Here is a 21,838-nt window from a genome sequence, read left to right as displayed (position 1 = left end):
GCTGGCAACGCGCCGGGACCCGGGACCCGATCCGGTCCGCCTCGCCGGCCGCCGGTGAAGCGACCGGCCGGTCGATCAGCACCGGCGAGATCGCTTACTACCGGTGCTTCGGCCGACGCGGGACCCGGCTGCGTCATTCTCGGGGCAAGATCGCTTCGATGCCGGTCAGAACGATGTCCAGTCCGTGCTCGAACTCCTGGTCGGGGTCGCCGGCGGCCAGGAGCGGCCCGATCTCGGCGACGGTAGGCAGGATCCGGTCCGTGGACGGCTGATCCAGCGAGCCGTTGGGTGAACGCGTGGCGGGATGCGTTGCGAAGTATCCGCCGAGTTCGACGTCCTGCGTGCCAAGCGAGTAGCCGACCAAAATCCGGTACGCCGTGGCGGTACTGGACGGGGAGAACCCGGCGGCGCGGAAGGACCGGAACCCCGCCTCTACGAAAGCGAGCGCGTCCGGGGTGCGCGGGGGGAACCGGGCGATCAGCGATGCGGCGTGCGGATGGCGCAGGGCGACGGCGCGGGCCGAGCGCATGATCCGGCGTAGCGTCTCCTGCCACCCGAGGCCGGGTGGCGGCGCCTCAACCTCGGCCAGCAGCAGTTGCGCGACCGCCTCCAGGACGGCCTCCTTGTCGGGCAGGTGGTGGTAGAGGGCCATCGGCGAGGTGGACAGCTGCTCGGCGAGGCGGCGCATGGTGAGTGCGCCGATGCCTTCGGTGTCGACCACGACCAAAGCGGCCTCGGCGATCGTCCGTTCGTTCAACCGTGCCGTTCTGGGCACCGCTCACGCTCCGTTCGGATGAGGACACCTGACTTTGGCACACCTATTTTTGTACGTTGTACGGTTTCAATGTAACGATGTACGTCAGTTGAGAGGTTACCGCGCGCATGTCCGTTCTCCAGTCCCCCTCCGAGGCCCGCACGGTGGCGGCTCGGGTGGTCGGGGCCACGAAGCTCTACGGTCGAGGGGATTCCGCAGTCCGGGCACTCGACGACGTGAGCTTCGAGTTCCCCGCCGGGGCATTCACGGCGATCATGGGGCCGTCCGGGTCCGGCAAATCCACCCTGCTGCACTGCCTGGCGGGCTTGGACACGCTGACCTCGGGTCAGGTCTGCATCGGCGACACCGACGTCGCGAAGCTCTCCGACGGCGAGCTGACCCTGCTGCGCCGCAACCGGCTGGGCTTCATCTTCCAGACGTACAACCTGGTGCCGACGCTGACCGCGCAGGAGAACATCGTGCTTCCCCTGCGGCTCGGCGGCCGCAACGCCGACCCCGAGTGGCTGGCCCAGGTCGTCGCCGCCGTCGGGCTGGCCGACCGGCTGGGGCACAGGCCGGCCGAGCTCTCCGGCGGCCAGCAGCAGCGGGTGGCCGCCGCCCGAGCATTGGTAACCCGGCCGGAGATCGTCTTCGCCGACGAGCCGACCGGCGCGCTCGACTCGCGCTCCAGCGGGGAACTGCTGCGCTTCCTGCGTCACGCGGTCGACGAGTACGGCCAGACGATCGTGATGGTCACCCACGACCCGGTCGCCGCAAGCTATGCCGACCGGGTGCTGTTCCTGCGCGACGGCCGGGTCGTCTCGCAGATGACCGAGCCGACCGCCGACCGGATTCTCGACGCCATGAAGGGCCTCGGCGAGTGATGTTCACGCTCACCCTCAAGGGCCTGCGTGCCCGTAAGGTCCGGCTGTTCCTCACCGCGATCTCCATCCTTCTGGGCGTCGCGTTCGTCAGCGGCACGCTAGTGCTCACCGACACCGTCAAGGCGGCGTTCGACCAGCTCTACGCCGGGCTGACCCAGGGCACCGACGTGACCGTGCGAGCCACCTCGGCCTTCTCCGCCACCAGCACGCTGCAGGCGGGCAAGCCCCTGCCGGCGTCCCTGGTCGACACCGTCCGCCAGGTCGACGGGGTCGCGGCCGCGGAGGGATCTCTCACCGGGTACGCGCTGATGCTCGACAAGTCGGGCAAGCCGATCCAGCCCGGCGGCGCGCCCACCCTCGGCGCCGGCCACACCACCGACCCGGAACTGGCCGGCGGCTTCACCCTGCGCAGCGGCCGGGCCCCGCAGGCGCCCGGCGAGGTCGTGGTGGACGCGGCGACCGCACGCAAATACTCCTACCAGCCCGGCGACACCATCAACATCATCTTCGAGTCAGGCGGACAGCGGCGGTTCACCGTCGTCGGCATCGCCGGCTTCGGCAAGGCCGACAACCTGGCCGGTGCCACCCTCGCGACGTTCGAGATGACCACGGCGCAGCAACTGCTGAACATGACGGGGCAGTACCGCCAGATCGACGTACGCGGGAAGGCCGACGTCACACCGGCCGAGTTGCGGTCCCGGATCGCCCACGTGCTGCCGGCCGGTCTCGAGGCGGTGACCAGCGCGGCGGTAGCGAACGAGGCCAGCAAGTCGATCCAGAGCGCGCTGTCGATGTTCACCAAGATCTTCCTCGGGTTCGCGGCGGTCTCGCTGCTAGTCGGCTCGTTCATCATCTGGAACACGTTCTCGATCCTGGTAGCGCAGCGCGGCCGGGAGCACGCCCTGCTGCGGGCGATCGGCGCCGGGCGCCGACAGATCCTCGGCAGCGTCCTGACCGAGGCGGTCGTGGTCGGTCTGGTCGCCTCCGTGCTCGGGCTCGCGCTCGGCCTCGGGGTTGCCGCGGGGCTGCGCGGGCTGCTGGGCGCGGTCGGCATGGAGCTGCCCAGTACCGCGCTGCAGCTGCACGCCCGTACGGTGCTCGCCGCCTTCGCCGTCGGCGTGCTCGTCACCCTGGTCGCCGCCCTGGCGCCGGCCTGGCGGGCGACCCGGATCCCGCCGATCGCGGCCCTGCGCGAGGCGGCCGCCCCGGTCAGGGACGCCGCCACCTGGCGGCTGATCATCGGTGGCCTGCTGCTCGCCTGTGGCGTGGCGGGCCTGACCCGGGCGATCAGCGCCGACTCCCAGACCGCCGCGGCGGCCCTCGGCACGCTGGCAACCTTCGTGGGCGTGCTCATGCTGGCTCCGGTCGCCGTCCGGCCCCTGGTCCGCGTTCTCGGAGCGCCGATCTCCCGCAGCGTCACCGGCGGCCTGGGCCGGCTCAATGCCGCCCGTTCCCCGCGCCGGACCGCCTCGACCGCCACGGCGCTGGTGATCGGGCTCGCCCTCGTGGTCGCCGTAACGGTCGTGGCGTCGTCGATCAAGGCGTCGGTCGGGGACGTGCTCGACCGGGCCAGCAGAGCCGACCTGATCCTCAAGGCGGACAGCCAGTTCGCGGCCGGTGTCCCGGCGGGCGTCGCCGACAAGCTGCGCACGCTGCCCGAAGCTGGCACAGTGTCCGAGATGCGCTGGGGAATGGCGCAGATCGGCGCGGCGACCACACCGGTCGCCGCCCTCGACCCCGCCACCGTCGACCAGGTCGCCAACCTCGGCATCGCCTCCGGATCGGTGGGCGCGCTCGGTACCGACGGGATCCTGCTGTCGGCCGACGTGGCCAAGGCGAAGGGCCTGACCGTCGGCTCGCCGCTGACCGTGAGGTTCGCTCAAACCGGTGACCATCAACTCCACGTGATCGGCACGTTCACCGACACCACCCTCATCGGCACGCCGTACGTGGTCAGCCTCGGCACCTACGACGCCAACTTCAGCGACCGGCTCGACATCGCCGTGCTCGTGAAGGCGAAGCCGGGTGTCAGCACCGCACACATCAAGCGGCTCGCCGCGACGGCGCTGGCCGAGTACCCGAACGTCGCGATCTCGGATGCCAACGACCTGAAGGACACCCAGCGCAAGAGTGTCGACCAACTCCTCGGCATGGTCTACGTGATGCTGCTGCTGGCCGTGGTGATCGCGCTGCTGGGCGTGGTCAACACGCTGGCGCTGTCGGTGCTGGAACGCACCCGCGAGCTGGGACTTCTGCGCGCGGTCGGAATGACGCGCCGGCAGGTGCGCTCCGCGGTCCGCTGGGAGGCAGTACTCATCGCGGCGGTCGGCGCCGTCCTCGGCCTGATCCTGGGCCTGGCGTTCGGCGCGGCCTTCTCGCGGGCACTGGCGTCGCTCGGCATCGTCACCGTCGACGTGCCGATCGCCCAGCCCCTCCTCTGCGCGGTCATCGCGGCCCTCGCCGGCGTCGTCGCCGCCATCGCCCCGGCACGCCGGGCCGCGAAAGTCGACATCCTGCGGGCGGTTGTCGCCGAATAGCGGGCCGTCCAGCCGACCCGGGATGGAAGCACTTCCCGGGTCGGCTGCCATCGACAAGGCCGAAGAGGCTGATGACCCAGCCGGACGATCTTCACATCCGGCCTGATCATACCGGTGCCGGGTATCTTGCAGGGCATGAGTGAGCCAAGTCCGGCCGGACCGCACGGCTATTCGGCAGACAAGCAGGCCCTGATGGCCCGGTTGAGGCGCGTCGAGGGACAGATCCGCGGGCTGCAGCGGATGGTCGACGAGGACACCTACTGCATCGACATCCTGACCCAGATCTCGGCGGCCAAGAGCGCCCTGCACGCGGTAGCGGTCGGCCTTCTGGAGGACCACCTGCGGCACTGCGTGGTGCACGCTGCCACCGAAGGCGACGTCGAACCGAAGATCAAGGAAGCCAGCGCCGCGATCGCCCGCCTCGTCAAGTCCTGACGCACTGCGTGCGGTGCTGCCCGGGCCGGAGACCGGACCGGGCGGCACCGCATTGTTCGTCTACCGGCTGATGGTGGTGAAGCGGCGCAGCCGCAGGCTGTTGGCGACGACGAACACCGAGGAGAAGGCCATCGCCGCGCCGGCGATCATCGGGTTCAACAGCCCCGCCGCGGCCAGGGGCAGGGCTGCCACGTTGTAGGCGAACGCCCAGAACAGGTTGCTCTTGATGATCCGCAGGGTGCGCCGCGACAGCCGGATCGCATCCGCGGCGGCGGTCAGGTCACCGCGGACCAGGGTCAGGTCCGACGCCTCGATCGCCACATCGGTGCCGGTGCCCATGGCCAGGCCCAGATCGGCCTGGGCCAGGGCGGCCGCGTCGTTGACGCCGTCGCCGGCCATCGCCACGACCTTGCCCTGGTCCTGCAGCCGTTTGACGACGTCGACCTTGTCGGCCGGGAGCACCTCGGCGATCACCTCTTCGATGCCCACCTCGACGGCCACCGCTCGGGCGACCGTCTCGTTGTCGCCGGTCAGCAACACCGGGGTCAGCCCGAGCCGGCGCAGCGCGGCGATCGCCGCCCGGCTGGTCGGCTTGACCACGTCGGCGACCGCGAGAACACCGCGGGCCGCACCCTCCCAGCCGGCGACCACCGCGGTCCGTCCGGCCTGCTGCGCCGCGGCGACAGCCTGTTCGATGTCGGCGGGCACGGTGTAGCCGTGCTCGCGCAGCAGGCGCAGCCGGCCGATCAGCACTTCCCGGCCGTCGACCGTGCCGGTGACGCCGAGGCCTTCCAGATTGCTGAATCCGGTGACCGGCACGAGAGCGGTGCTGTCGGCGGCCCGGGCGATCGCCTGCGCGATCGGATGTTCGGAGGCCGCCTCGAGCGCGCCGGCCAGTCGCAGCAGCTCGTCGCGGTCCTGGCCGTCGGCCGCGGTCACGTCGATCAGGGTCATCCGGCCGGTGGTGACGGTGCCGGTCTTGTCCAGCACCACCGTGTCCACGGCCCGGGTCGACTCCAGAACCTGCGGGCCTTTGATCAGGATGCCGAGTTGGGCGCCGCGGCCGGTGCCGACCAGCAGCGCGGTCGGGGTGGCCAGGCCGAGCGCGCAGGGGCAGGCGATGATCAGTACGGCCACGGCGGCGGTGAACGCGGCCGTCCAGCCGGCGCCGGTGCCGACCCACCAGCCGAGCGTCGCCGCCGCGAGAGCGATGACGATCGGCACGAAGATCCCGGAGATGCGGTCGGCAAGCCGCTGCACCGGCGCTTTGCCGGTCTGGGCCTGTTCGACCAGCTGGGCCATCTGCGCGAGCTGGGTGTCGGCGCCGACCCGGGTGGCGCGCACGATCAGCCGGCCGCCGGCGGTGACTGTCGCGCCGACCACGCTGTCGCCGGGCGTGACCTCGACCGGGACGGATTCACCGGTGAGCATACTCGCGTCGACAGCCGAGGTGCCGTCCTCGATGACGCCGTCGGTGGCGATCTTCTCGCCGGGCCGGACCACGAACCGGTCCCCCACCGCCAGGTCGGTGATCGGAATGCGGTGTTCGGCGCCGTCGCGCAGCACGGTGACGTCCTTGGCGCCGAGTTCGAGCAACGCCCGCAGGGCGGCGCCGGCCCGGCGCTTGGAGCGGGCCTCGAAGTAGCGACCGGCCAGGATGAACGTGGTGACCCCGGCGGCGGCCTCCAGATAGATGGCGCCGGTGCCGTCGCTACGGCCGATCGCGAGCTCGAACGGATGCGTCATGCCCGGTGTGCCGGCCGTACCGAGGAAGAGCGCCCACAGCGACCAGCCGAACGCCGCCAGCGTGCCCAGCGAGATCAGGGTGTCCATGGTGGCCGCGCCGTGCCGCAGGTTCGTCCAGGCCGCCCGGTGGAACGGCCAGCCGCCGTAGACGACGACCGGCGCGGCCAGGGTCAGCGACAGCCACTGCCAGTAGGTGAACTGCCAGGCCGGCACCATCGCCAGCAGCACCACCGGAACGCTCAGGACCGCGGAGATCCACAGCCGGGTACGGGCGTCGTGCAGCTCGTCGGCGGGCTGCGCCTGCTCGGCCGGGTCCGTGCCGGCCGGTGCGGGTGGCGGCGGGAGCGTGGCGGTGTAGCCGGTCTTCTCCACGGTGGCGATCAGGTCGTCGGCGGTGATGTCACCGGCGTAGCTGACCGACGCTTTTTCCGTGGCGTAGTTGACGGTGGCGGTGACCCCGTCGAGGCGGTTGAGTTTCTTCTCGATCCGGGCGGCGCAGGAGGCGCAGGTCATGCCGCCGATCGACAGTTCGATCCGGTTCGGGGCCACCGGCAGCGGCCCGGCGAGCGATGCCATCGAGGTCCTCCTGGTCATGGGTGTGGCCGTCGGCGGCGTGCCCGGCCGGGCTCGGCGAGGCGGACGCCACCATCGGCGGTGTGCCGGGGGCGGCCGTGAACACGGACGCCAGCCCGATCCCGAAGCCGCCGGGTCTCACAGCGGTGTTCATGGCTCAGCTCGCGAGTTCGTAGCCGGCCTCGTCGACGGCCGCGGCGACCGCGGTCCGCTCGAGCGGCTGGTCGCTGGTGACGGTGACCGCGCCGGAGGCGAGGTCGACCTGGACGTCGGTCACGCCGGGCAGCCGCCCCACCTCGGCGCTGACCGAGTTGACGCAGTGCGAGCAGGTCATGCCGGTCACGGTGTAGGTCTGGGTCGCCATCACGTTCTTCCTTGCCTCGAAGACAGGCGGCACGGCGCCGCCTTCCACCAACCACCATACCCCTACCCCCCACGGGTATCAACGAACTCGAGGGGTGATTTGGTGACACCCACGCAGCGGCCGGCGGAGGACGACGCGGGTCAGCCGTGACGGGCGGGACGCCAGGCGGCGTTGCGCAGCAGGCGCAGGCCGTTGAGCCCGACGATGACGGTGGAGCCCTGGTGGCCGGCGACGCCGAGCGGCTGCGGGAGGCGACCGAACCGCGGTGAACCGGCCGGCGCGTACCCGCGTGATCACGCCCGGCCGGGACACCATCGCCCGTTACAGCAGCGCCCGGATGTCCGAGGCCAAACGGTGCACCTCGGACAGCTGCGCGAACCGGCCGGGCCGGTCGTAGGCCCGGTGCTGCCAGCAGCGCCCCGCGGCGCCGGAGCACACCGGTGCTGGGCCGCTGTGCACGGCCAGCGCCGCCGTGACGGCGCCCGGGGCCGGTGCCGCCGGCAGGCTCAGGCATGACTGGTACGCCGTGAACAGTTCGGGATCATCGTTGGGCTGCGCCAGCGGCCGGAAGTCGGCGGGGATGTCGTCCAGGCGCAAGGCCGCCAGATACTGCTCGGGGCAGGTGGCCACCGGTGCGCTCAAGCCGTCGGCGTCGACGATGATCACCGCGTGGGTGGCGTACCGGGTGGTGAAAAGGGTGGCCACGCCGGCTGTCGAGGCGTGCCCGACGATGACCGGGGCACGCCGGATGCCCAGGTGGTAGATCAGGCCGGCGAGATCGTCGATCAGATCCCCGGGCGTGGTGTGCCGCGGCCGCGGACCGCCGTTGCCGCCGTGGCCGGGCAGGTCGACGGCGATCACCGCTGCGTACGGGCGAAGCTCGGCGGCCAGCGGCCACCAGATCGTCCGGTCGAACAGCACGGCGGGCAGCAGCACGACCGGCCGGCCGTTGCGGCCCCACATGTCGTAGCACCACCGGCCCCGTGCCCCCTGCCAGACATGGCTGGTGCGTACCGGCGGCAGGATCTGTTCCTTCACCGCTGCACCGCCGCACCGGCACGCGCCCTACCCGCCGGGTGGGTAGCGGTTCTGCCGCCGTGACCGGTGTCATGGCGTTCCGCGACGGCCGCGTTCGTATCGTCGGGGCGGCGGGGTGGACGGGGCGCGAGGTGACCGGGCCGGTCGCCCCGCGCTGTGGCGCGAGACGGACCACCGGCGGGCATGCTGCTGGACGAAGTCATGGTGAGGTCGGCTTTCGACGCGAATGTTCAGGACAGCACCGCTCGCAGGAAAGGGCTGTGCCGTGATGACCGGATGAGGCGCCGCCCGGGTACGAGGGACGGCTCGGCCGGTGTCCTAGATCCGGCTGACGCCGAGCTGGCTGAGGGTGACCGTACTGTGGTGACGAGGGCGGGGTGCTGACGTGCGTGCCCTGCTCACGCCGACACGCGTGACCGCCACCGGCACGTGCACGGCGGCGGCCGTAACGGTGAACGGGGCTGTTCGCGTCTCGACGTCGCAGTCGTCGGCGCTCGCGCCGGCCGCTTCATGATGACCAGGATTGCCGAGGCCGTCGCTGTGCGCCTCGGCGTCGCGAGCCGCGACGGTCGCGTGCGTCGCGGCGTGCGGCCGGTCGCTGCGGCTGACACCGACGTGCGGCGTGTGGGTCGCGGGTGTGTCGGCGCAATGCGCCCCTTGAAAAAGTCCGAGACCGGCCAGGGTCAGCACCGCCAGCAGCCAGCGCAGCGGCCACGCCGCGGGACTGTTCGGCCGGGGGTGCGTCACGAGGTCAGGCTACGACATCCGCCGGTGAGCCCGGTACGGGCATCGGCCATACGGGCACCCCCCCCGGATCGGATCATGCTCGGCTGGGCCGGTGGCAGGCGTATCGCCGGCCACCGGCGTTGTCCGTTACTGCTCAGCGGGTCCGCCTCGTGGCGGGCACCGGTGACGTGGCAGGCCGCGCGCCGCGCTCGGCGGCGTACAGCCCAGCTTCACAGGCCGCTGCGGATTTGCCTCATCGCGGTGATCTGCGCCTGCTGATCGGTGATGATCTTCTGGGCGAGGGCCTTGGCGTCCGGGTTGGAGCCCTGCGCGACTTCCTGCCGGGCCATGGTGACCGCACCCTCGTGGTGACTGATCATCATGGTGAGGAACTGCTTGTCGAACGCGGCACCCGTGGCCTTGGCCAGCTTGTCCATATCGGCCGGTGACATGACGCCCGGCATCGAGCCGTGATCCATGCCGGGCATGGCCGAGGCGTTCATGCCCGGCATGCCGGAGGCGTTCATCGCCGGCATCGGGTGGCCCCAGGCGGTCAGCCACCGGGTCATGGTGTCGATCTCCGGCTGCTGGGCGGCTTCGATCTTCGCGGCGAGGTCTTTGACGTCGCCGCCGGCGGCGCGGCCACCGGCCAGGCCAGCCATCTCCACGGCCTGCCGGTGGTGCGGGATCATCATGCTCGCGAACATGACGTCGGCATCGTTGAACGTCGCCGGCGCCGCCGCGGAAGCGGCAGTGGTCGCCGTCATGCCGCCGTGGTTCATGCCGGAATCCGACGAGGTGTCGTCCCCGCCGCAGGCGGACAGCACGAGCGTGGCGGTCACGGCGGCGCCGGTCAGCAGGCCACGGCGCCAGGTGGGGGAAGACAGCATGGAGGTACGCAACATCGCGGTTATCGCCTTTCGACAGAAAACGGGTGCAAAGGAACGCCCTCGCAGCCCGGCAGATAGCCGTGGCCGCGGGGTGGGGCTCCTATATGCGCAGCACCGCTGTCGAAGCGAGGGTCAATCCCGTACGGTCCGGCGGCGCCCGAGTGACATGCCGCAGTGGTGTCCCGGAGCCGCGCGGCCGGGGACCGGGGCGGGCGGCGGCCAGCAGCGCCATCGCCAGCAGGAGGACCACAGCGAGTCCGCCCAGGATGGCCAGGCACACGCTCCAGGCGCTCATCTGTCCGTGATCATGGTGGCCGGGGCAGTGATCATCCGGGCACTCCCCGGTCACCGCGGCGGCCACGAACGACACCGGCGCCAGGCTCGCGGCCTGCGACATGGTGATCATCGACGCGGTGCGCGGCTCCTCGGCGCGTACGCCGGCGTGGCCCAGGGTGTGCATCAACGCCAGCCCGAACACGGTGCACAGCAGCAGCGCCGTCCGGGCGCCACGCCCGATCGTCGCCACGGTTGCGCCGTTCACGGCGCCCACAATAACGCGACCGCCGGCGGCCAGCCGGCCAGCACCTGCCCGTCGGACAGCCGGGTCGTGGCGACCACGTCGGCGAACAGCGGACAGCGGACGAGTGCCCTCAGGAAAGCCGCCTGATTCGCCGCAGCCCGGTGTGGGTGTTCATGTCGCCGGGTATGCAGCCGGCCCGGAAGAGCATCCAGTCAGCTGCCCGGACAGGGGCGGGGCGGGAAGGCAGACCATGGCGGCCGGACAGCAGGAGACCGAACGGGGCCAGATCCGCGAGGCGATCGCGCGAACAGGTGTGTATCTGCAGTTCGTGCCGCAGCCGACAGCCCTGGAGACGTGCTGGTACACGATTGGCCTGACCGGGCACGGGCATCCTGAGCTGATTCTGTTCGGGTTGCCGCCCGACATCTCCCGGCCCGTTCTGCGCGCCGTTGCCGGTGAGGTCATCGCGGGTCGGCGGGTATTGACCGCCGGCCAGCGCGCCGACGACGTTCTCGAGGGCCACGAGGTCGAGCTCGTCGCGGTGACCGAGCCGGATCGCCACCTGCCCGTTGCCGCGCAGTTCTACGCCGTCACGGGTGCCGCCGTGCAGGCCCTGCAGATCGTCTGGCCGGATCGGTACCACCGCTGGCCGTGGCAACCCGGCACCCGGGTGGACGACATGCCGGTACTCGGCCGGCCCGCCTCGTTGGGCTGACCAAGCGACCGGGCAGCGCCACCCACAAGACAAGGGCTGACGAGGTGTACACCGTGGATCCCGGCGGCGCCCGGACGACAGCTTGACCTCAACCTCGGTTGAGTTCCTAGCGTCTCTGGCATGCACAACAGTGATAGCCAGGAGCGGCTGATGGAAGAGATCGCGCAACGGGTGGTGCTGGACGACCCGGCGGCTCGTACGACTGCGGAGAATGTCGCCGCGGAGCTGGCCGCGCAGCTGCAACGAGGCGGAGACACCTTGGACGCCGACGTCTACGACGCCTGGTTCGCCGCCGACATCCTGTGGGGCAGCCCGTACGGGGCGACTCTGACAGGTTTCGAGGGGTTGAACGCGATTCACCATCGATTGATGGGCCAGTCGTCGCCGCTGACCGCGCCCGCGGCGCCGGCCTCGCGGTTCGAAGTCGTGTCGGTCCTGGCGCCCGCGCCCGGCGTCGTTGTGACGCACATCCGCCGACAGGCACTGGTTGCGGACGGCTTCTCCGAGATGGCCCTCTACGTGCTCGTCGAACGCGCAGGCCGGTGGTGGCTGGCCGCCGCTCAGAACACGCCGATCAGGCAGGCAGATGGCGCGCTGCCCGCGTCTGCGGGCAGCTGAATCATCGCGTCGGTGGTCGCGGCCAGGCATTCACATCGCCCTGTTCTGACATTCTTTGGTGCTGGTGGGGACTGTGGTGTTGGGGTATGAAATCAACGGCAACGCTGGTCAGAGCCCCGATAGTGCCGGACGGTTGCCGCCCGTGCCGTCAAACGGTTGACCAGCGTTGCCGTTGATGCCGGGCTGAAGCTACGGCTGGGCCTCTGATGTTCCGAACGCCGATCTACGGCGGGCCGCGGTCTGCCCGGCCGTGAAGGCCCGGGACTCCCGAAGCTACGGCGAGCCGCAGGGTAGGAGATCTTGATCGCGGGCGCTTGCCCGGCCGGTGTCGTCTAGCTGTTGGCCCGGGCGCGACGGCGTGCGGCGCGGGTTTCGTCGTCGGCGAGCTTGTCGTCGAGTAGGGCGTACAGCCGGGTGGTCTCGGTGGAGGCGTGCCGGAGCCGACGGCGGACGGCCTCGATGGACACTCCGGTGGCCCATGGTGTTCAGTGTGTTCACGCGGGCGGGCAGGCTGGTGTTTCGAAGGTCACCCCGTCCAGAAAATTGCCTGCTGCTGGGGCGTTGCCCGCGGTGGTCACCGATTGGAACGCGAAGCGGGTGACGGTCTGGCCGGCAGGTACGACGTACACCCCGGTGTACTGGCGCCAGGCGGTGTTGTCGTCGGCGATGGCGGGGGTGGAAGCCCCGGCGGGAGTCTGGACGACGGTAGCGCCGGGCGCTCCGATCAGCACGTGCATCACGTCGGTGCCGGACCGGCCTCGGTGGTACAGCGACCAGGTCATGCGTGTTCCCGGGACGGTGGGTAGGTCTTGATACAGCGTGGCGGCTTGGTAGGCGTTGAGCTCGGCGAACTGCTGGCCGCCGGCTGCGGGGACCCCGTTGGCTGCATTGCTCCAGAGCTCGAGCTGGCCGCTGGTGTCGGTGGTGCGCCAGCCGATGGCCGGGTCGGTGGAGGCGTCGGGACGGAATTGGACGCCGGTCCCGGGGGGTGCCTCGAAGCTGCCGTTGGTCAGGCGGATGGGTGCGTCAGTGCAGGCGACTGTGACGGTGACCTCGGCGGTGCTGGTGCCGCAGGCGGTGTCGACGGTGTAGGTGAAGGCGTCGGTGCCGACGAAGCCCGGGCCCGGCGTGTAGGTGATGTTGGAGCCGGAGATCGTCGCGTTTCCGTTGGCGGGCCGGGTGACGTTACTGATCGTCGGTGTGGTGGCGGTGTCGTTGGCCAGGACGGGCACGCTGACGGCTTTGCCCTGGCTGGTGGCGGCGTCGTCAACGGCCCTGGTGGGCGCGATGGACTGTCCGGCGCCGATCTGGATCGGAGCGGCAGCGGTGTTGTTGCCGAGTTGGCCGGGGGCGGCGACGACGCTGCTGATCCCGGTGGGCCGGATGGTCATGCTGTTTCCGGCGGTGCCTTGCCGAACCTGGAAGGTGATGGTCTTGGCGGCTGGATCGGTCTTGGTGCCGGGTGAGGTGATCGACAGGGTGTTGCCGCTGATGGTGCCGGTGCCGGACTGGCCGACGATGTCAGCGTGGGCCAGCAGCGACGACAGGTCCCAGGTGGTGGTGTAGGTGCGCACCAGCAGTGGCCACTGAGCGGTGCGGTGGGCAAGAGCGAGGGTGAAGGTGCTTCCCGGTGCGATCTTTCCGCCCCACAGGGGTGCGGAGGTGGTGACCGCGACCGATCCACTGCCCAGCCGCATGCCGAGCGCGTTCTTCCAGTAGTAGTCGACGGGATAGTTGTCGCGCCCGTGGCTAACACACGCCGCCGCGGCTGCGCCGGCCGTGACGGCCGGGTGTGGCTGGGCAGCGCGTGGGCGGGCTGTCGCCGGCGGCGCGGGCGCGGCCAGCAGCGCAGTCAATGCGCAGCCCATCAAGGTGAGCATGGATCGAGATCGGGGCAGTGACGTCATAACAATCCCATCTGTCGTGAGGAAGCCTTGCAGCCCGAAAGTATGCAAGGCGTAGCGATCTACTTACAGCAAGTAGCGTAAGTGGATCTTCGTGTCAGCACCCACGATCCTGTGACATCAAGGGACTGACTTCGGCCGCTTGTTTCATTGCTCTAGGACCGCGGCCCGGAGAGGAGCCAGAAGCGCGCGCAGAGCTCCCGCAGGACTTGCCGAGCGCAGTCTCAGCCCTACGGCACCCGCGCGATTTCCCGATCCCGCCCCGCTCCAAAATGCGGCGGCCGCACCCCTGCGGGCGGCTGTGGCGGCTGTGACCGTCGGGCCCGGCCGGCGGCCTGTTGGTCGGCCGGCTGGGTTACCATGCCGCGTTCCCGCACGCCCTGAAGCTTCGGCACCCTTTGCGACATCCGCTGCTCGCACCAGGGCGCCAGCACGCCGGCGCGACCGGACACGGCAGCAGCGGCAGCACCCTCACCGCGCGGGCAGGTATGCGCGCGGCAAACCTGACAAATCGAGGACACTCGATGAATAGTGCCTTTCGGCGGCGATAGCTTCACCGGATCACGACGGTGCCGGGCACCATGCGGATCAGCGACAACCGCAGCACGGACGAGCGGCCGTTGGTCAATCCGCGGGCCGGCGCCGGGACCGGATCGAGCCATCAGCCGGCGACGTCACGGGGCCGGCGGCACAGGGAGGTCAGTATGAGGTACCTCGTCAGGCGCGCGGTGCTGGCCGCAGCGCTCAGCGTGGGCGTTGTCGCGGCCACCGCGACGGTGGCCGCTCCGGCGTCCGCGGCGCGGCGGCTGGCGGCCTGGGAATGCCCGTCGGGCAACGTCTGTGTCTGGACCGGCCCCTACGGCACCGGGTCGCGGTGCCTGTGGAGCGACGCGGACAACGACTGGCAGGCCAGCCCCATCACGTGCTCCTGGTCCGGCAGCCAGCCGGTCAGGTCCATCTTCAACAACGGCACGAGCAGCCGGTACGCCGGCGTGGCGCTGTACCGCGCATCGGGCTATCAGAACTTCTACTGGTGCGTGTCGCAGGGGACCCTGCGAAACGACGAGAACGTGTATCTGCGCTCGCATCGCTGGGTCGTCAGCGCGACCGGATGTGTCGCATAGGTTCGGCCTGCCGGCCGGCGCTGGTGATCGCGGCCGCGGTGGTCGCCCGCGGGCCCGGTCACAGGAGCGTGGGTGGCCTGGCCGGGAGCCGTACGGTGAAGGTGGTCCTGGTTTCGCCGGTCTCGCTGACGGTCAGGGTGCCGCCGTGCTGCTCGATGATCGCGCGGGCCACCGTCAGGCCCAGGCCGTTGCCCGGCACGCCCTGGTGCCGGGCCGCCTCGCCGCGGAAGAACAGGTCGAACAGGCGGCCGCGCTCCCCGGCCGGGATCGGCTCGCCGGTGTTCGACACGGCGATCAGCCCGGCGCGTTCCCCGGCGCGCACCGCGACCTCGATCGTCGTGCCGGGGACCGCCCAGGTCACCGCGTTGTCCAGCAGCTCGTGCACCACCTCGCGGAGCCGCTCCCGGTCGCCGGAGACGATCACCGGTTCCGGGGCGTCGGTCATCAGGTGGGCCCGGCCCGCGGCGGCCTCGCGGACCACCTCGGTCAGGTCCGTCGCCGAGCGGTGCAGCTCGATGTGGCCCCAGCGCATGCCTGCCACGTCGAGCAGCCGCATCACGATGCCGCGCAGGCGCCCGGTGTTGCGGCGCATCACCTCGAGGGCCTCACGCTGCTCGTCGTCGAGCGCCGGGTCGTCGAGCATCAGGTCGGTGTAGGACTGGATGCTGGTCAGCGGGGTGCGCAGCTCGTGGCCGACCAGCGCGATGTACTCGTCGCGGGTGCGGTCGAGTTCCGCGGCCAGGCGTTCCGCCCGGCGGCGTTCCAGCAGCTCGCCGAGGCGCGCCCCGATCCCGGTGACGACAGCGGTGCGCAGCTCGGCCGGGACGTCGGCGCTGTCGCTGCGGCAGACCAGCACCCCCAGCGGCTTCGGCCCGGCCGGGACCGGGACGACCAGGGCCGCGCCGGTACGCGGATCGGTGGTCCACAGCGCGGCGGCCGCCCGCCACGCGCGTTCCGGCAGCTCCGTGCAGAGGGCGGGCGGCTCGGGCCAGTACGCGTCGAGGCACAGCGCGCCGGTGACGTCGTCGACCGTCCAGAACTCGGTAGCCGTCCAGCCGCCCGACTCGCCGATCGCCCGCATCACCGGGTGCAGCGGCTCGCCCCGCGCGATCAGGTGGATCACCTCCAGCTCGCCCTCCTGCAGCCGGGCGGCGAGGCTGCGCCCGGTGACGTCGCGCAGGGCGACCACAGCGGCCAGCCCGGACTGGCCGGTGAGCGGGTGGGCGTGCACCCGCAGGATGCGCCGGGGCACGCCGGGCAGGTGCAGAACCACCTCGGCGTCGCGGACCGGCTCGCCGCTCAGCGCCCGGGTCAGCGGCAGCCGCAGCTGGTCGGGCCAGTCCCCGGCGGGCCGGCCGTCGAGCAGGTCGCCGACCAGATCACGGACGGCGTGGTTGCGCAGCACCGGCCGGCCGGTCGGGTCACAGGCCAGCACCGCGGTGTCCAAAGCGTCGACGACCGCCTGCAGCGTCACGTTGCGCTCCTGCGCCTGCCGGCGGGCGAAGACCTCCGACTCCATCTGTACGGTGCGGACGCGCAGCTCGTCGACCAGCCGCTCGACCGGTCCCTCATCGAGGGCCCTGATGTATTCGGTGACGTCGTCCACCCGGTGCAGGAACAGGGACAGCCGGCCGTCGGCGGCGAAGACCGGGGCGTTCACCGGCGCCCAGTACCGGACCTCGAAACCGCCGCCGGGCAGCGCGATGTCGTACTTCTGGACCGGCATCACGTCGGTGACGCCCTCCCGCCGCACCCGGTCCAGGGAGGCCGTGAGCCGGGCCACCCCGTCCGACGCGGCGTCGGGATTCTCGGGGAAGGCGGTGAACACGGGCTGTCCCAGCAGGTCCTCGCGCCGGCGCAGGGTGGTCGCCAGGTAGGCGTCACTGACCTCGACGATCACCAGGTCGGTGTCGAGCGCGAGAAGTGCTGCTGGTGCGCTGCGGAACAATGCCCGATGGTCGACCGCCAAGAGCTTTGACATAACGGGCATAGCATCTCACCCCGGTGAGCGGGGCGGACGGCGAATCCACCCCACCTGGGTCACCGCGGCGCGGTGGCCGCCGCCTCGGCGGAGCGCCACCGGCTCGGGCGCGGCGGCCCTGGTCGTACCCGGCAAGGGAAGCCGCGACCGGGGGCGGACCCGGCGGCTGACAGGATGGGGTGATGCGTGCCGTGGTTGTTGATGCCGTCCGTGTCCAGCCGGAGGTCCGGGAGGTGCCGGACCCGGCCGCCCCGGCCGGCGGCGTGGTGGTGCGGGTGATGGCGAGCGGGTTGTGCCGCAGCGACTGGCACGGCTGGGCCGGGCACGACGACGACATCCGATTTCCACACGTCCCCGGGCACGAGCTGGCCGGGATCGTTGCCGAGGTCGGTCCGGGGGTGGAGCACTGGCGGGCCGGCGACCGGGTGACCGTGCCGTTCGTCTGCGCCTGCGGGCGGTGCCAGTGGTGCCGGGCCGGTCAGGGACAGGTCTGTCCCGACCAGCAGCAGCCCGGGTTCACGCACTGGGGGTCGTTCGCGGAGTACGTCGCCCTGCACGCGGCCGACACGAACCTGGTCGCGATCCCCGAGCGGGTCGGGTTCGCCACCGCGGCGAGCCTCGGCTGCCGGTTCGCCACCGCGTACCGGGCGCTGGCCGGCCGGGCCCGGGTCGCCGAGGGCGAGTGGGTGACGGTGGTGGGCGCCGGCGGCGTCGGGCTGAGCGCCGTGATGATCGCCCGCGCGCTGGGCGGCCGGGTGATCGCTGTCGACCGGAACCCGCGGGCCCTGGCGGTCGCCGCGGACCTCGGCGCGGAGCATGTGCTGCCGGCCGGTGGCGACGTGCCGGCCGCGGTGTCCGAGCTGACCGGTGGCGGCGCCCACGTCGCGGTGGACGCCGTCGGCAGCGAGCAGACCTGCGCCGACGCGATCCTCAGCCTGCGCCGGCGTGGCCGGCACGTGCAGGTCGGGCTGCTCCCGCCGGTCGGCGGCCATCCGCGCGTGCCGATGTCCCGGGTGATCGGCTGGGAGCTCGACGTGCTCGGCAGCCACGGTATGGCCGCGGCCGACTACCCGGCCATGATGGCGCTCATCGCGGACGGCTCGCTGCGGCCCGAGCGCTTGATCGAGCGCACCGTCGGCCTCGCTGAGGCGGCGTCGCTGCTGCCCGGGTTCGACCGGGCCACGGTCGCCGGCATGACGATGGTGGACCCGGCCCGCCGCTGATCAACGCCGACGCACTGTCATGCCGTCGATCGGGCACGAGCCGTCACGGCGGGTAGTCGGTCAGCGGCAAGATCTTCGACTCTCGAAAGGGAGAGGCTACGCCGTCGGTGGTGCTGGAAGGCCGGCGCTACGGAACAATTGCCGGACCCGCCGGCTGTCGCGGTTGCGGTAGTGCACTGCGGGAAGCCCGAACTGGTCGAGTTGAGCCGACGCCCCGATTCCTTCGCGAGTCAGCAATGCGGCAGCCTGCGCCGTGGCGTCCGGGTCATCTGTCCAGGAATACGAAGTCGGCATATCGCCCCACTTACGCCGATCAACTGCGAGCACCGCGACCAACGCGGCGATGCCGCCCGCGGGCATGGCAATCCTGGTGCCGACACCGGCCAGGCGCGACACTGCCAGACCAGCCGTCGCGCCGACGGCGCAAAGTCCCGTGACGGCGATCCAGCCCACGATGTTGAGTTGAGCCGTCCTCAACAACGGGCGGCGGCCGCTCACCTTCTTGGACGACAAGTAAGCCGCAGAGCGGTAGTCCTGCATGAACCAAGAGTTCCACTCCGAGCAAGCCCGTGGGCCGGATCGCCACCGAACGACCGCGGCGAGGCAACGCCGTCGAGGCGGGCAAGCTCGGGGTGCCGTCACCCGTTCGGATCGCCGCGGACACAGTTCAGTGGCACCTGGACAGGCTTTGCCGGCAGCCGCACGGATCTACCGGATGCCGGGACGGCTCCCGGTCACGGCCGGCGGCCGCGCACGCCGGCGACCAGGGCCACGCCGGCGGCGGCGAGGCCGATCTGCAGGGCCAGCTCGATCCAGTCGATGCCGCGGGTGTCGTCCACACCGATCGCCGCGGCGAGGAACGTGCCGAGCAGCGCGGCGACGATGCCGATGACCAGGGTGAGCCAGATCGGGATGCTCTGCTTGCCGGGCACGGCGAGCCGCCCGAGCGCGCCGATGATCAGGCCGATGACGATGGCTGTGAAAATTCCGGTGATCTCCACGTGCCCCTCCTCCGGGGTGCCGGTTGCACGCAATGATGCCCGTCTCTGAATATCCGCCAATTTCCGCCGTTCGGGGAGGGCCGAACGTGCCAGGCGCGCTCAGTGATCACTCCCGGATGTCGGCCGGCTCCGTGGTGGTGGGCAGGCCAGCCGCCAGCCAGGCCTCGACACCGCCGATCAGGTCGGTCGCCCGGTGCAGGCCGATCGCGCGCAGGCTGGCCGCGGCCAGGCTGGAGCTGTATCCCTGGCGGCAGACCACCACGATCGCCAGGTCGTGGCCGGTCGCCTCGGGGATCCGGTGGGCCGAGGCCGGGTCCAGCCGCCACTCCAGGACCGTCCGGTCGATGACGATCGCGCCCGGCAGGTCGCCCTGTTTCCAGCGCTGCCGATCGGTCCGGGTGTCGATCAGCAGCGCGCCGGCCGTCACCGCCGCCCAGGTCTCGTGCGGGTCGAGCCGCCGCACGCCGGCCCGTGCGCGTTCCAGCAGCGCATCCACTCCGCCCGTCGTCATGGCACGATCATCTCGTGCGCCGGGGGCCGCCACAGCCAGTTGTCCCGTTCGTACAACGGCCGTAATCCGGCCTTGAGCAGGTTGGACAGCGACGGGTTGGCCGTGCCCTCCGCGGGTTTGCCGGTCTCGGCGAACAGCCGGCGGCAGCCGGCCTCGGCGGCGATGGCGGCGCGGGCCGCGATCAGCGCCGACTGCGCGCCCCGGCCGCGATGCGACGGGAGGGTCGCCGCGGCGTTCAGCGCGGCGTCGGTCCCGTGGACGAAGAGATTCGCGCCGGCCACGATCCGGCCGGCGTCGAAGGCAGCGACCGGGTGCCAGCCGGGCCGGCCGGCCGTGCTCGCCAGCATCGTGGTCAGGTCGCCGGCCGGCATGCCGAACGTGCCGAGGACGGTGTCCGCCCATTCCGCGGCCCGGTCCACCGGCACCGGCGCGACGTGCAGGTCCGTGGCCGCCGCGGCTACCCCGGCCGGGTCGCCGCCCAGCTTGATCCAGGTGCCGGCGCGCTGCAGGCCACGGGCGGCGGCGGCCTCCGCGTGCCGTGGGAGGAGTTGGATGACGGCCTGCCGCACGCCCGACGCGCGGTAGAAGTCGATCACCTCGTCGAGCGATTCCGGACCGAATCCCAGAGCCTTGCTCCAGTACGACGTGGGGTCGCCCACCATGGCCAGGGCCACTCCGCCGCCGACCCGCAGGGCCCGTACGCCCAGACGTTCCCGGGCCCGCGCCGGCATGCCGGTCTCGTAGTCGTACATGAACTCGGCCTCGGCCTGTTCCGCGCCATTCTCGTCGATCGTCACGACCCCACTCTATTGATCATCGCGAACGGCGCCGGGACGGCGATCGGGATCGGTGGGACCGCCTACACCGATCACGTCCGAGCCAGGTCCGAGAAGGGTGAGGGCGCTGGCGTGGTAGACCGCTTGGATCAGGGGGATGGTACTTGTCTCGATGCGTTCGTCGGTGGCGTGCACCCCTTTGTAGTTCACGCCGAATCCGGCGGTGGCGGGTACGTCGCGTCCGGCGAGGTAGTTGCCGATGTTCGATGGTCCGGCGACCTTTCGCCGTACCGGAATTCCGAGGTCGGTGGCCGCTTCCCGTAGTGCCGACGGCAACGGGTGGTCGTCGTTCAGGGCGTACGGAGGCCATCGGGTCACGGTTTCGATGACGGTGGGGCGGGTGTCGGGCCAATCGCCGTCCACACCGGCGGTCTGGCGTTCCAGCAGCAGGTAGGCGTCCCGGTCACCGAACGACCTCGTGGTGCGGATGTCGACGTTGACGGTGCACAGGTCGGGGGTTACCGAGTAGCCCTGGCCACCTTCGACGGCGGTCACGGTGACCTTCGGCCCCATCGGGTACTGCTCGTCCGCGCCGACCGGCTGCATGGCGGTGAGTTCCTGCACCAGTTGCGCGGCCTTGGCGATCGCATTCGGGGTGGACCCGCGGCCGCCGGAGTGGGAACTGACGCCATGAACGTGCAGGCGGGCCCGGTGGACGCCGCGTCCGCCGACGACCAGCTCGTCGACGCCGGGGTAGCCGATCATCACGCCGGCCACGTCGGTGGGCGCGTCGGGGCCTTCGAAGTAGGTCTTCGCGCCGCCGAATCCGCCGGTGTGTTCGTCGAGGTCGAACAGCAGCACGAGGCGGCCGTGGATCAGGTGGCGTCGGGCGGCGAGTCGGGCGGCCAGGTGGCTGAAGATCGCGACGGCGGCCTTGGAGTCCGCGGTACCGCGCCCGTACAGCCAGCCGTCGTGTTCGACGGGGGTGGCCGGCGGGTAGGTCCAGGCGGACTCGTCGCCGAACGGGGCGGTGTCCAGGCAGGCGTCGAGTACCAGCCGGGGGCCGGGGTGTGCGCCGGTGATCTCGCAGACGACGGCGACGTCGGTGCCGTCGTTCGCGTGCAGGACCCGCGGGTGCAGGCCGCGTGCTCGCAGCCAGTCGCGGAGCAGGCCGACGATCGGGCCGTAGGCATCGATGCCGCCGCGGCTGGGCACGGCCACGAGGTCGCGGATGAGGCTTAGCACGGAGGGGGCGTCGTCGTGGGCGGCAGCGACGACGGCCTGTCGGTCGGTTGCTTCGGCGGTGGCCACAGGCATGCTCCCCTTCGGTTGCCGGACCGGCTGCGGTGGCGTCGCACTGGCAGCTCGGCGTGTGGGCGGGAGTCCTCGATCCGTCGAGCGGCGGCGTACAGCTGCCGGGTGTGGTCGATCAGGCGGTTGCTGACCCCTGGTTCGAACCATATGTCGGAATGGCAGATGCAGCTCTTGAACTCCTCCAGTGCCCGGCTGACCCGCGTC

At 71.3% G+C, this 21,838-nt stretch carries 22 protein-coding genes; 7 read left to right on the top strand and 15 right to left on the bottom strand.

Annotated elements, in window-relative coordinates; all coding sequences use genetic code 11:
* Nucleotides 1–133: 133 nt before the first annotated feature.
* The gene (locus Asi03nite_RS22345) at nucleotides 134–757 is read right to left on the bottom strand and encodes a TetR/AcrR family transcriptional regulator (protein ID WP_203682379.1); all 624 of its coding nucleotides are present in this window, start codon (nucleotides 755–757) and stop codon (nucleotides 134–136) included.
* Between the two features lie 125 nt (nucleotides 758–882).
* On the opposite strand from Asi03nite_RS22345, the gene Asi03nite_RS22340 reads away from it, so the two are divergent.
* The 3 genes from Asi03nite_RS22340 (at nucleotide 883) to Asi03nite_RS22330 (ending at nucleotide 4,610) form a co-directional block, all read left to right on the top strand.
* Nucleotides 883–1,638: an ABC transporter ATP-binding protein gene (locus Asi03nite_RS22340; RefSeq protein ID WP_203682378.1), complete on the top strand. Its 756-nt coding sequence runs from the start codon at nucleotides 883–885 to the stop codon at nucleotides 1,636–1,638.
* Nucleotides 1,638–4,175, top strand: a complete 2,538-nt coding sequence (locus Asi03nite_RS22335) for an ABC transporter permease (protein WP_203682377.1) — start codon at nucleotides 1,638–1,640, stop codon at nucleotides 4,173–4,175. Before Asi03nite_RS22340 ends, Asi03nite_RS22335 begins: the two co-directional genes overlap by 1 nt.
* A gap of 135 nt (nucleotides 4,176–4,310) precedes the next feature.
* Complete coding sequence (locus Asi03nite_RS22330; RefSeq protein ID WP_203682376.1) at nucleotides 4,311–4,610, top strand: metal-sensitive transcriptional regulator; 300 nt, start codon at nucleotides 4,311–4,313, stop codon at nucleotides 4,608–4,610.
* A 60-nt stretch (nucleotides 4,611–4,670) separates the two neighbouring features.
* On the opposite strand, the gene Asi03nite_RS22325 is transcribed toward Asi03nite_RS22330, so the two are convergent.
* From Asi03nite_RS22325 to Asi03nite_RS22300, 6 genes are all read right to left on the bottom strand, one after another.
* Nucleotides 4,671–6,932 (bottom strand): heavy metal translocating P-type ATPase, encoded by a 2,262-nt coding sequence (locus Asi03nite_RS22325; protein WP_203682375.1) that lies wholly within the window; start codon nucleotides 6,930–6,932, stop codon nucleotides 4,671–4,673.
* A 154-nt stretch (nucleotides 6,933–7,086) separates the two neighbouring features.
* A complete protein-coding gene (locus Asi03nite_RS22320; RefSeq protein WP_203682374.1) occupies nucleotides 7,087–7,293 on the bottom strand; it encodes a heavy-metal-associated domain-containing protein in 207 nt (68 codons plus the stop codon).
* Between the two features lie 321 nt (nucleotides 7,294–7,614).
* Entirely contained in the window at nucleotides 7,615–8,331 is a 717-nt protein-coding gene (locus tag Asi03nite_RS22315) for an alpha/beta fold hydrolase (protein WP_203682373.1), read from the bottom strand.
* 318 nt (nucleotides 8,332–8,649) lie between these two features.
* Nucleotides 8,650–9,078, bottom strand: coding sequence for a hypothetical protein (locus Asi03nite_RS22310; protein WP_203682372.1), 429 nt, complete (start codon nucleotides 9,076–9,078; stop codon nucleotides 8,650–8,652).
* Between the two features lie 209 nt (nucleotides 9,079–9,287).
* Nucleotides 9,288–9,962, bottom strand: a complete 675-nt coding sequence (locus Asi03nite_RS22305) for a DUF305 domain-containing protein (protein ID WP_203682371.1) — start codon at nucleotides 9,960–9,962, stop codon at nucleotides 9,288–9,290.
* Nucleotides 9,963–10,047: 85 nt separating this feature from the next.
* Nucleotides 10,048–10,488, bottom strand: coding sequence for a DUF6153 family protein (locus tag Asi03nite_RS22300; RefSeq protein ID WP_203682370.1), 441 nt, complete (start codon nucleotides 10,486–10,488; stop codon nucleotides 10,048–10,050).
* 229 nt (nucleotides 10,489–10,717) lie between these two features.
* Here Asi03nite_RS22300 and Asi03nite_RS22295 point away from each other — a divergent pair, with 229 nt between their 5' ends.
* On the top strand, nucleotides 10,718–11,182 hold the full coding sequence (locus Asi03nite_RS22295) for a DUF4262 domain-containing protein (protein WP_203682369.1): 465 nt from the start codon (nucleotides 10,718–10,720) through the stop codon (nucleotides 11,180–11,182).
* Nucleotides 11,183–11,332: 150 nt separating this feature from the next.
* Nucleotides 11,333–11,800, top strand: a complete 468-nt coding sequence (locus Asi03nite_RS22290; RefSeq protein WP_203682368.1) for a DUF4440 domain-containing protein — start codon at nucleotides 11,333–11,335, stop codon at nucleotides 11,798–11,800.
* 332 nt (nucleotides 11,801–12,132) lie between these two features.
* On the opposite strand, the gene Asi03nite_RS38585 is transcribed toward Asi03nite_RS22290, so the two are convergent.
* Together Asi03nite_RS38585 and Asi03nite_RS22280 are read right to left on the bottom strand one after the other, a co-directional pair.
* Nucleotides 12,133–12,267: a hypothetical protein gene (locus Asi03nite_RS38585; RefSeq protein ID WP_275409492.1), complete on the bottom strand. Its 135-nt coding sequence runs from the start codon at nucleotides 12,265–12,267 to the stop codon at nucleotides 12,133–12,135.
* Between the two features lie 27 nt (nucleotides 12,268–12,294).
* The gene (locus Asi03nite_RS22280) at nucleotides 12,295–13,755 is read right to left on the bottom strand and encodes an Ig-like domain-containing protein (protein WP_203682367.1); all 1,461 of its coding nucleotides are present in this window, start codon (nucleotides 13,753–13,755) and stop codon (nucleotides 12,295–12,297) included.
* Between the two features lie 653 nt (nucleotides 13,756–14,408).
* Between Asi03nite_RS22280 and Asi03nite_RS22275 the strand changes: the two genes are divergently transcribed.
* Entirely contained in the window at nucleotides 14,409–14,828 is a 420-nt protein-coding gene (locus tag Asi03nite_RS22275; RefSeq protein ID WP_203682366.1) for a peptidase inhibitor family I36 protein, read from the top strand.
* Between the two features lie 58 nt (nucleotides 14,829–14,886).
* Here Asi03nite_RS22275 and Asi03nite_RS22270 read toward each other — a convergent pair whose 3' ends face one another.
* Entirely contained in the window at nucleotides 14,887–16,809 is a 1,923-nt protein-coding gene (locus Asi03nite_RS22270) for a PAS domain-containing sensor histidine kinase (protein WP_203682365.1), read from the bottom strand.
* Between the two features lie 182 nt (nucleotides 16,810–16,991).
* Between Asi03nite_RS22270 and Asi03nite_RS22265 the strand changes: the two genes are divergently transcribed.
* The gene (locus tag Asi03nite_RS22265) at nucleotides 16,992–18,032 is read left to right on the top strand and encodes a zinc-binding dehydrogenase (RefSeq protein ID WP_203682364.1); all 1,041 of its coding nucleotides are present in this window, start codon (nucleotides 16,992–16,994) and stop codon (nucleotides 18,030–18,032) included.
* Nucleotides 18,033–18,128: 96 nt separating this feature from the next.
* Here the strand turns inward: Asi03nite_RS22265 and Asi03nite_RS22260 are convergent, their stop codons facing one another.
* The 5 genes from Asi03nite_RS22260 to Asi03nite_RS22240 form a co-directional block, all read right to left on the bottom strand.
* The gene (locus Asi03nite_RS22260) at nucleotides 18,129–18,572 is read right to left on the bottom strand and encodes a hypothetical protein (protein ID WP_203682363.1); all 444 of its coding nucleotides are present in this window, start codon (nucleotides 18,570–18,572) and stop codon (nucleotides 18,129–18,131) included.
* Between the two features lie 194 nt (nucleotides 18,573–18,766).
* Nucleotides 18,767–19,033 carry a GlsB/YeaQ/YmgE family stress response membrane protein gene (locus tag Asi03nite_RS22255; RefSeq protein WP_203682362.1) on the bottom strand — a complete coding sequence of 89 codons (267 nt, stop codon included), beginning with the start codon at nucleotides 19,031–19,033 and terminating at the stop codon, nucleotides 18,767–18,769.
* 106 nt (nucleotides 19,034–19,139) lie between these two features.
* A complete protein-coding gene (locus Asi03nite_RS22250) occupies nucleotides 19,140–19,544 on the bottom strand; it encodes a rhodanese-like domain-containing protein (RefSeq protein WP_203682361.1) in 405 nt (134 codons plus the stop codon).
* Nucleotides 19,541–20,341, bottom strand: a complete 801-nt coding sequence (locus tag Asi03nite_RS22245) for a GNAT family N-acetyltransferase (protein WP_203682360.1) — start codon at nucleotides 20,339–20,341, stop codon at nucleotides 19,541–19,543. The genes Asi03nite_RS22250 and Asi03nite_RS22245 overlap by 4 nt, the downstream gene beginning before the upstream one ends.
* Nucleotides 20,342–20,350: 9 nt before the next feature.
* Entirely contained in the window at nucleotides 20,351–21,637 is a 1,287-nt protein-coding gene (locus tag Asi03nite_RS22240) for a M20 family metallopeptidase (RefSeq protein ID WP_203682359.1), read from the bottom strand.
* Nucleotides 21,638–21,838 lie beyond the last annotated feature (201 nt).

Source organism: Actinoplanes siamensis, from assembly GCF_016862395.1.
In the GTDB taxonomy this organism is placed as follows: domain Bacteria; phylum Actinomycetota; class Actinomycetes; order Mycobacteriales; family Micromonosporaceae; genus Actinoplanes; species Actinoplanes siamensis.
Note: the sequence above shows the minus strand (reverse complement) of the source record. Positions and strands in the feature narration are given on the sequence as shown.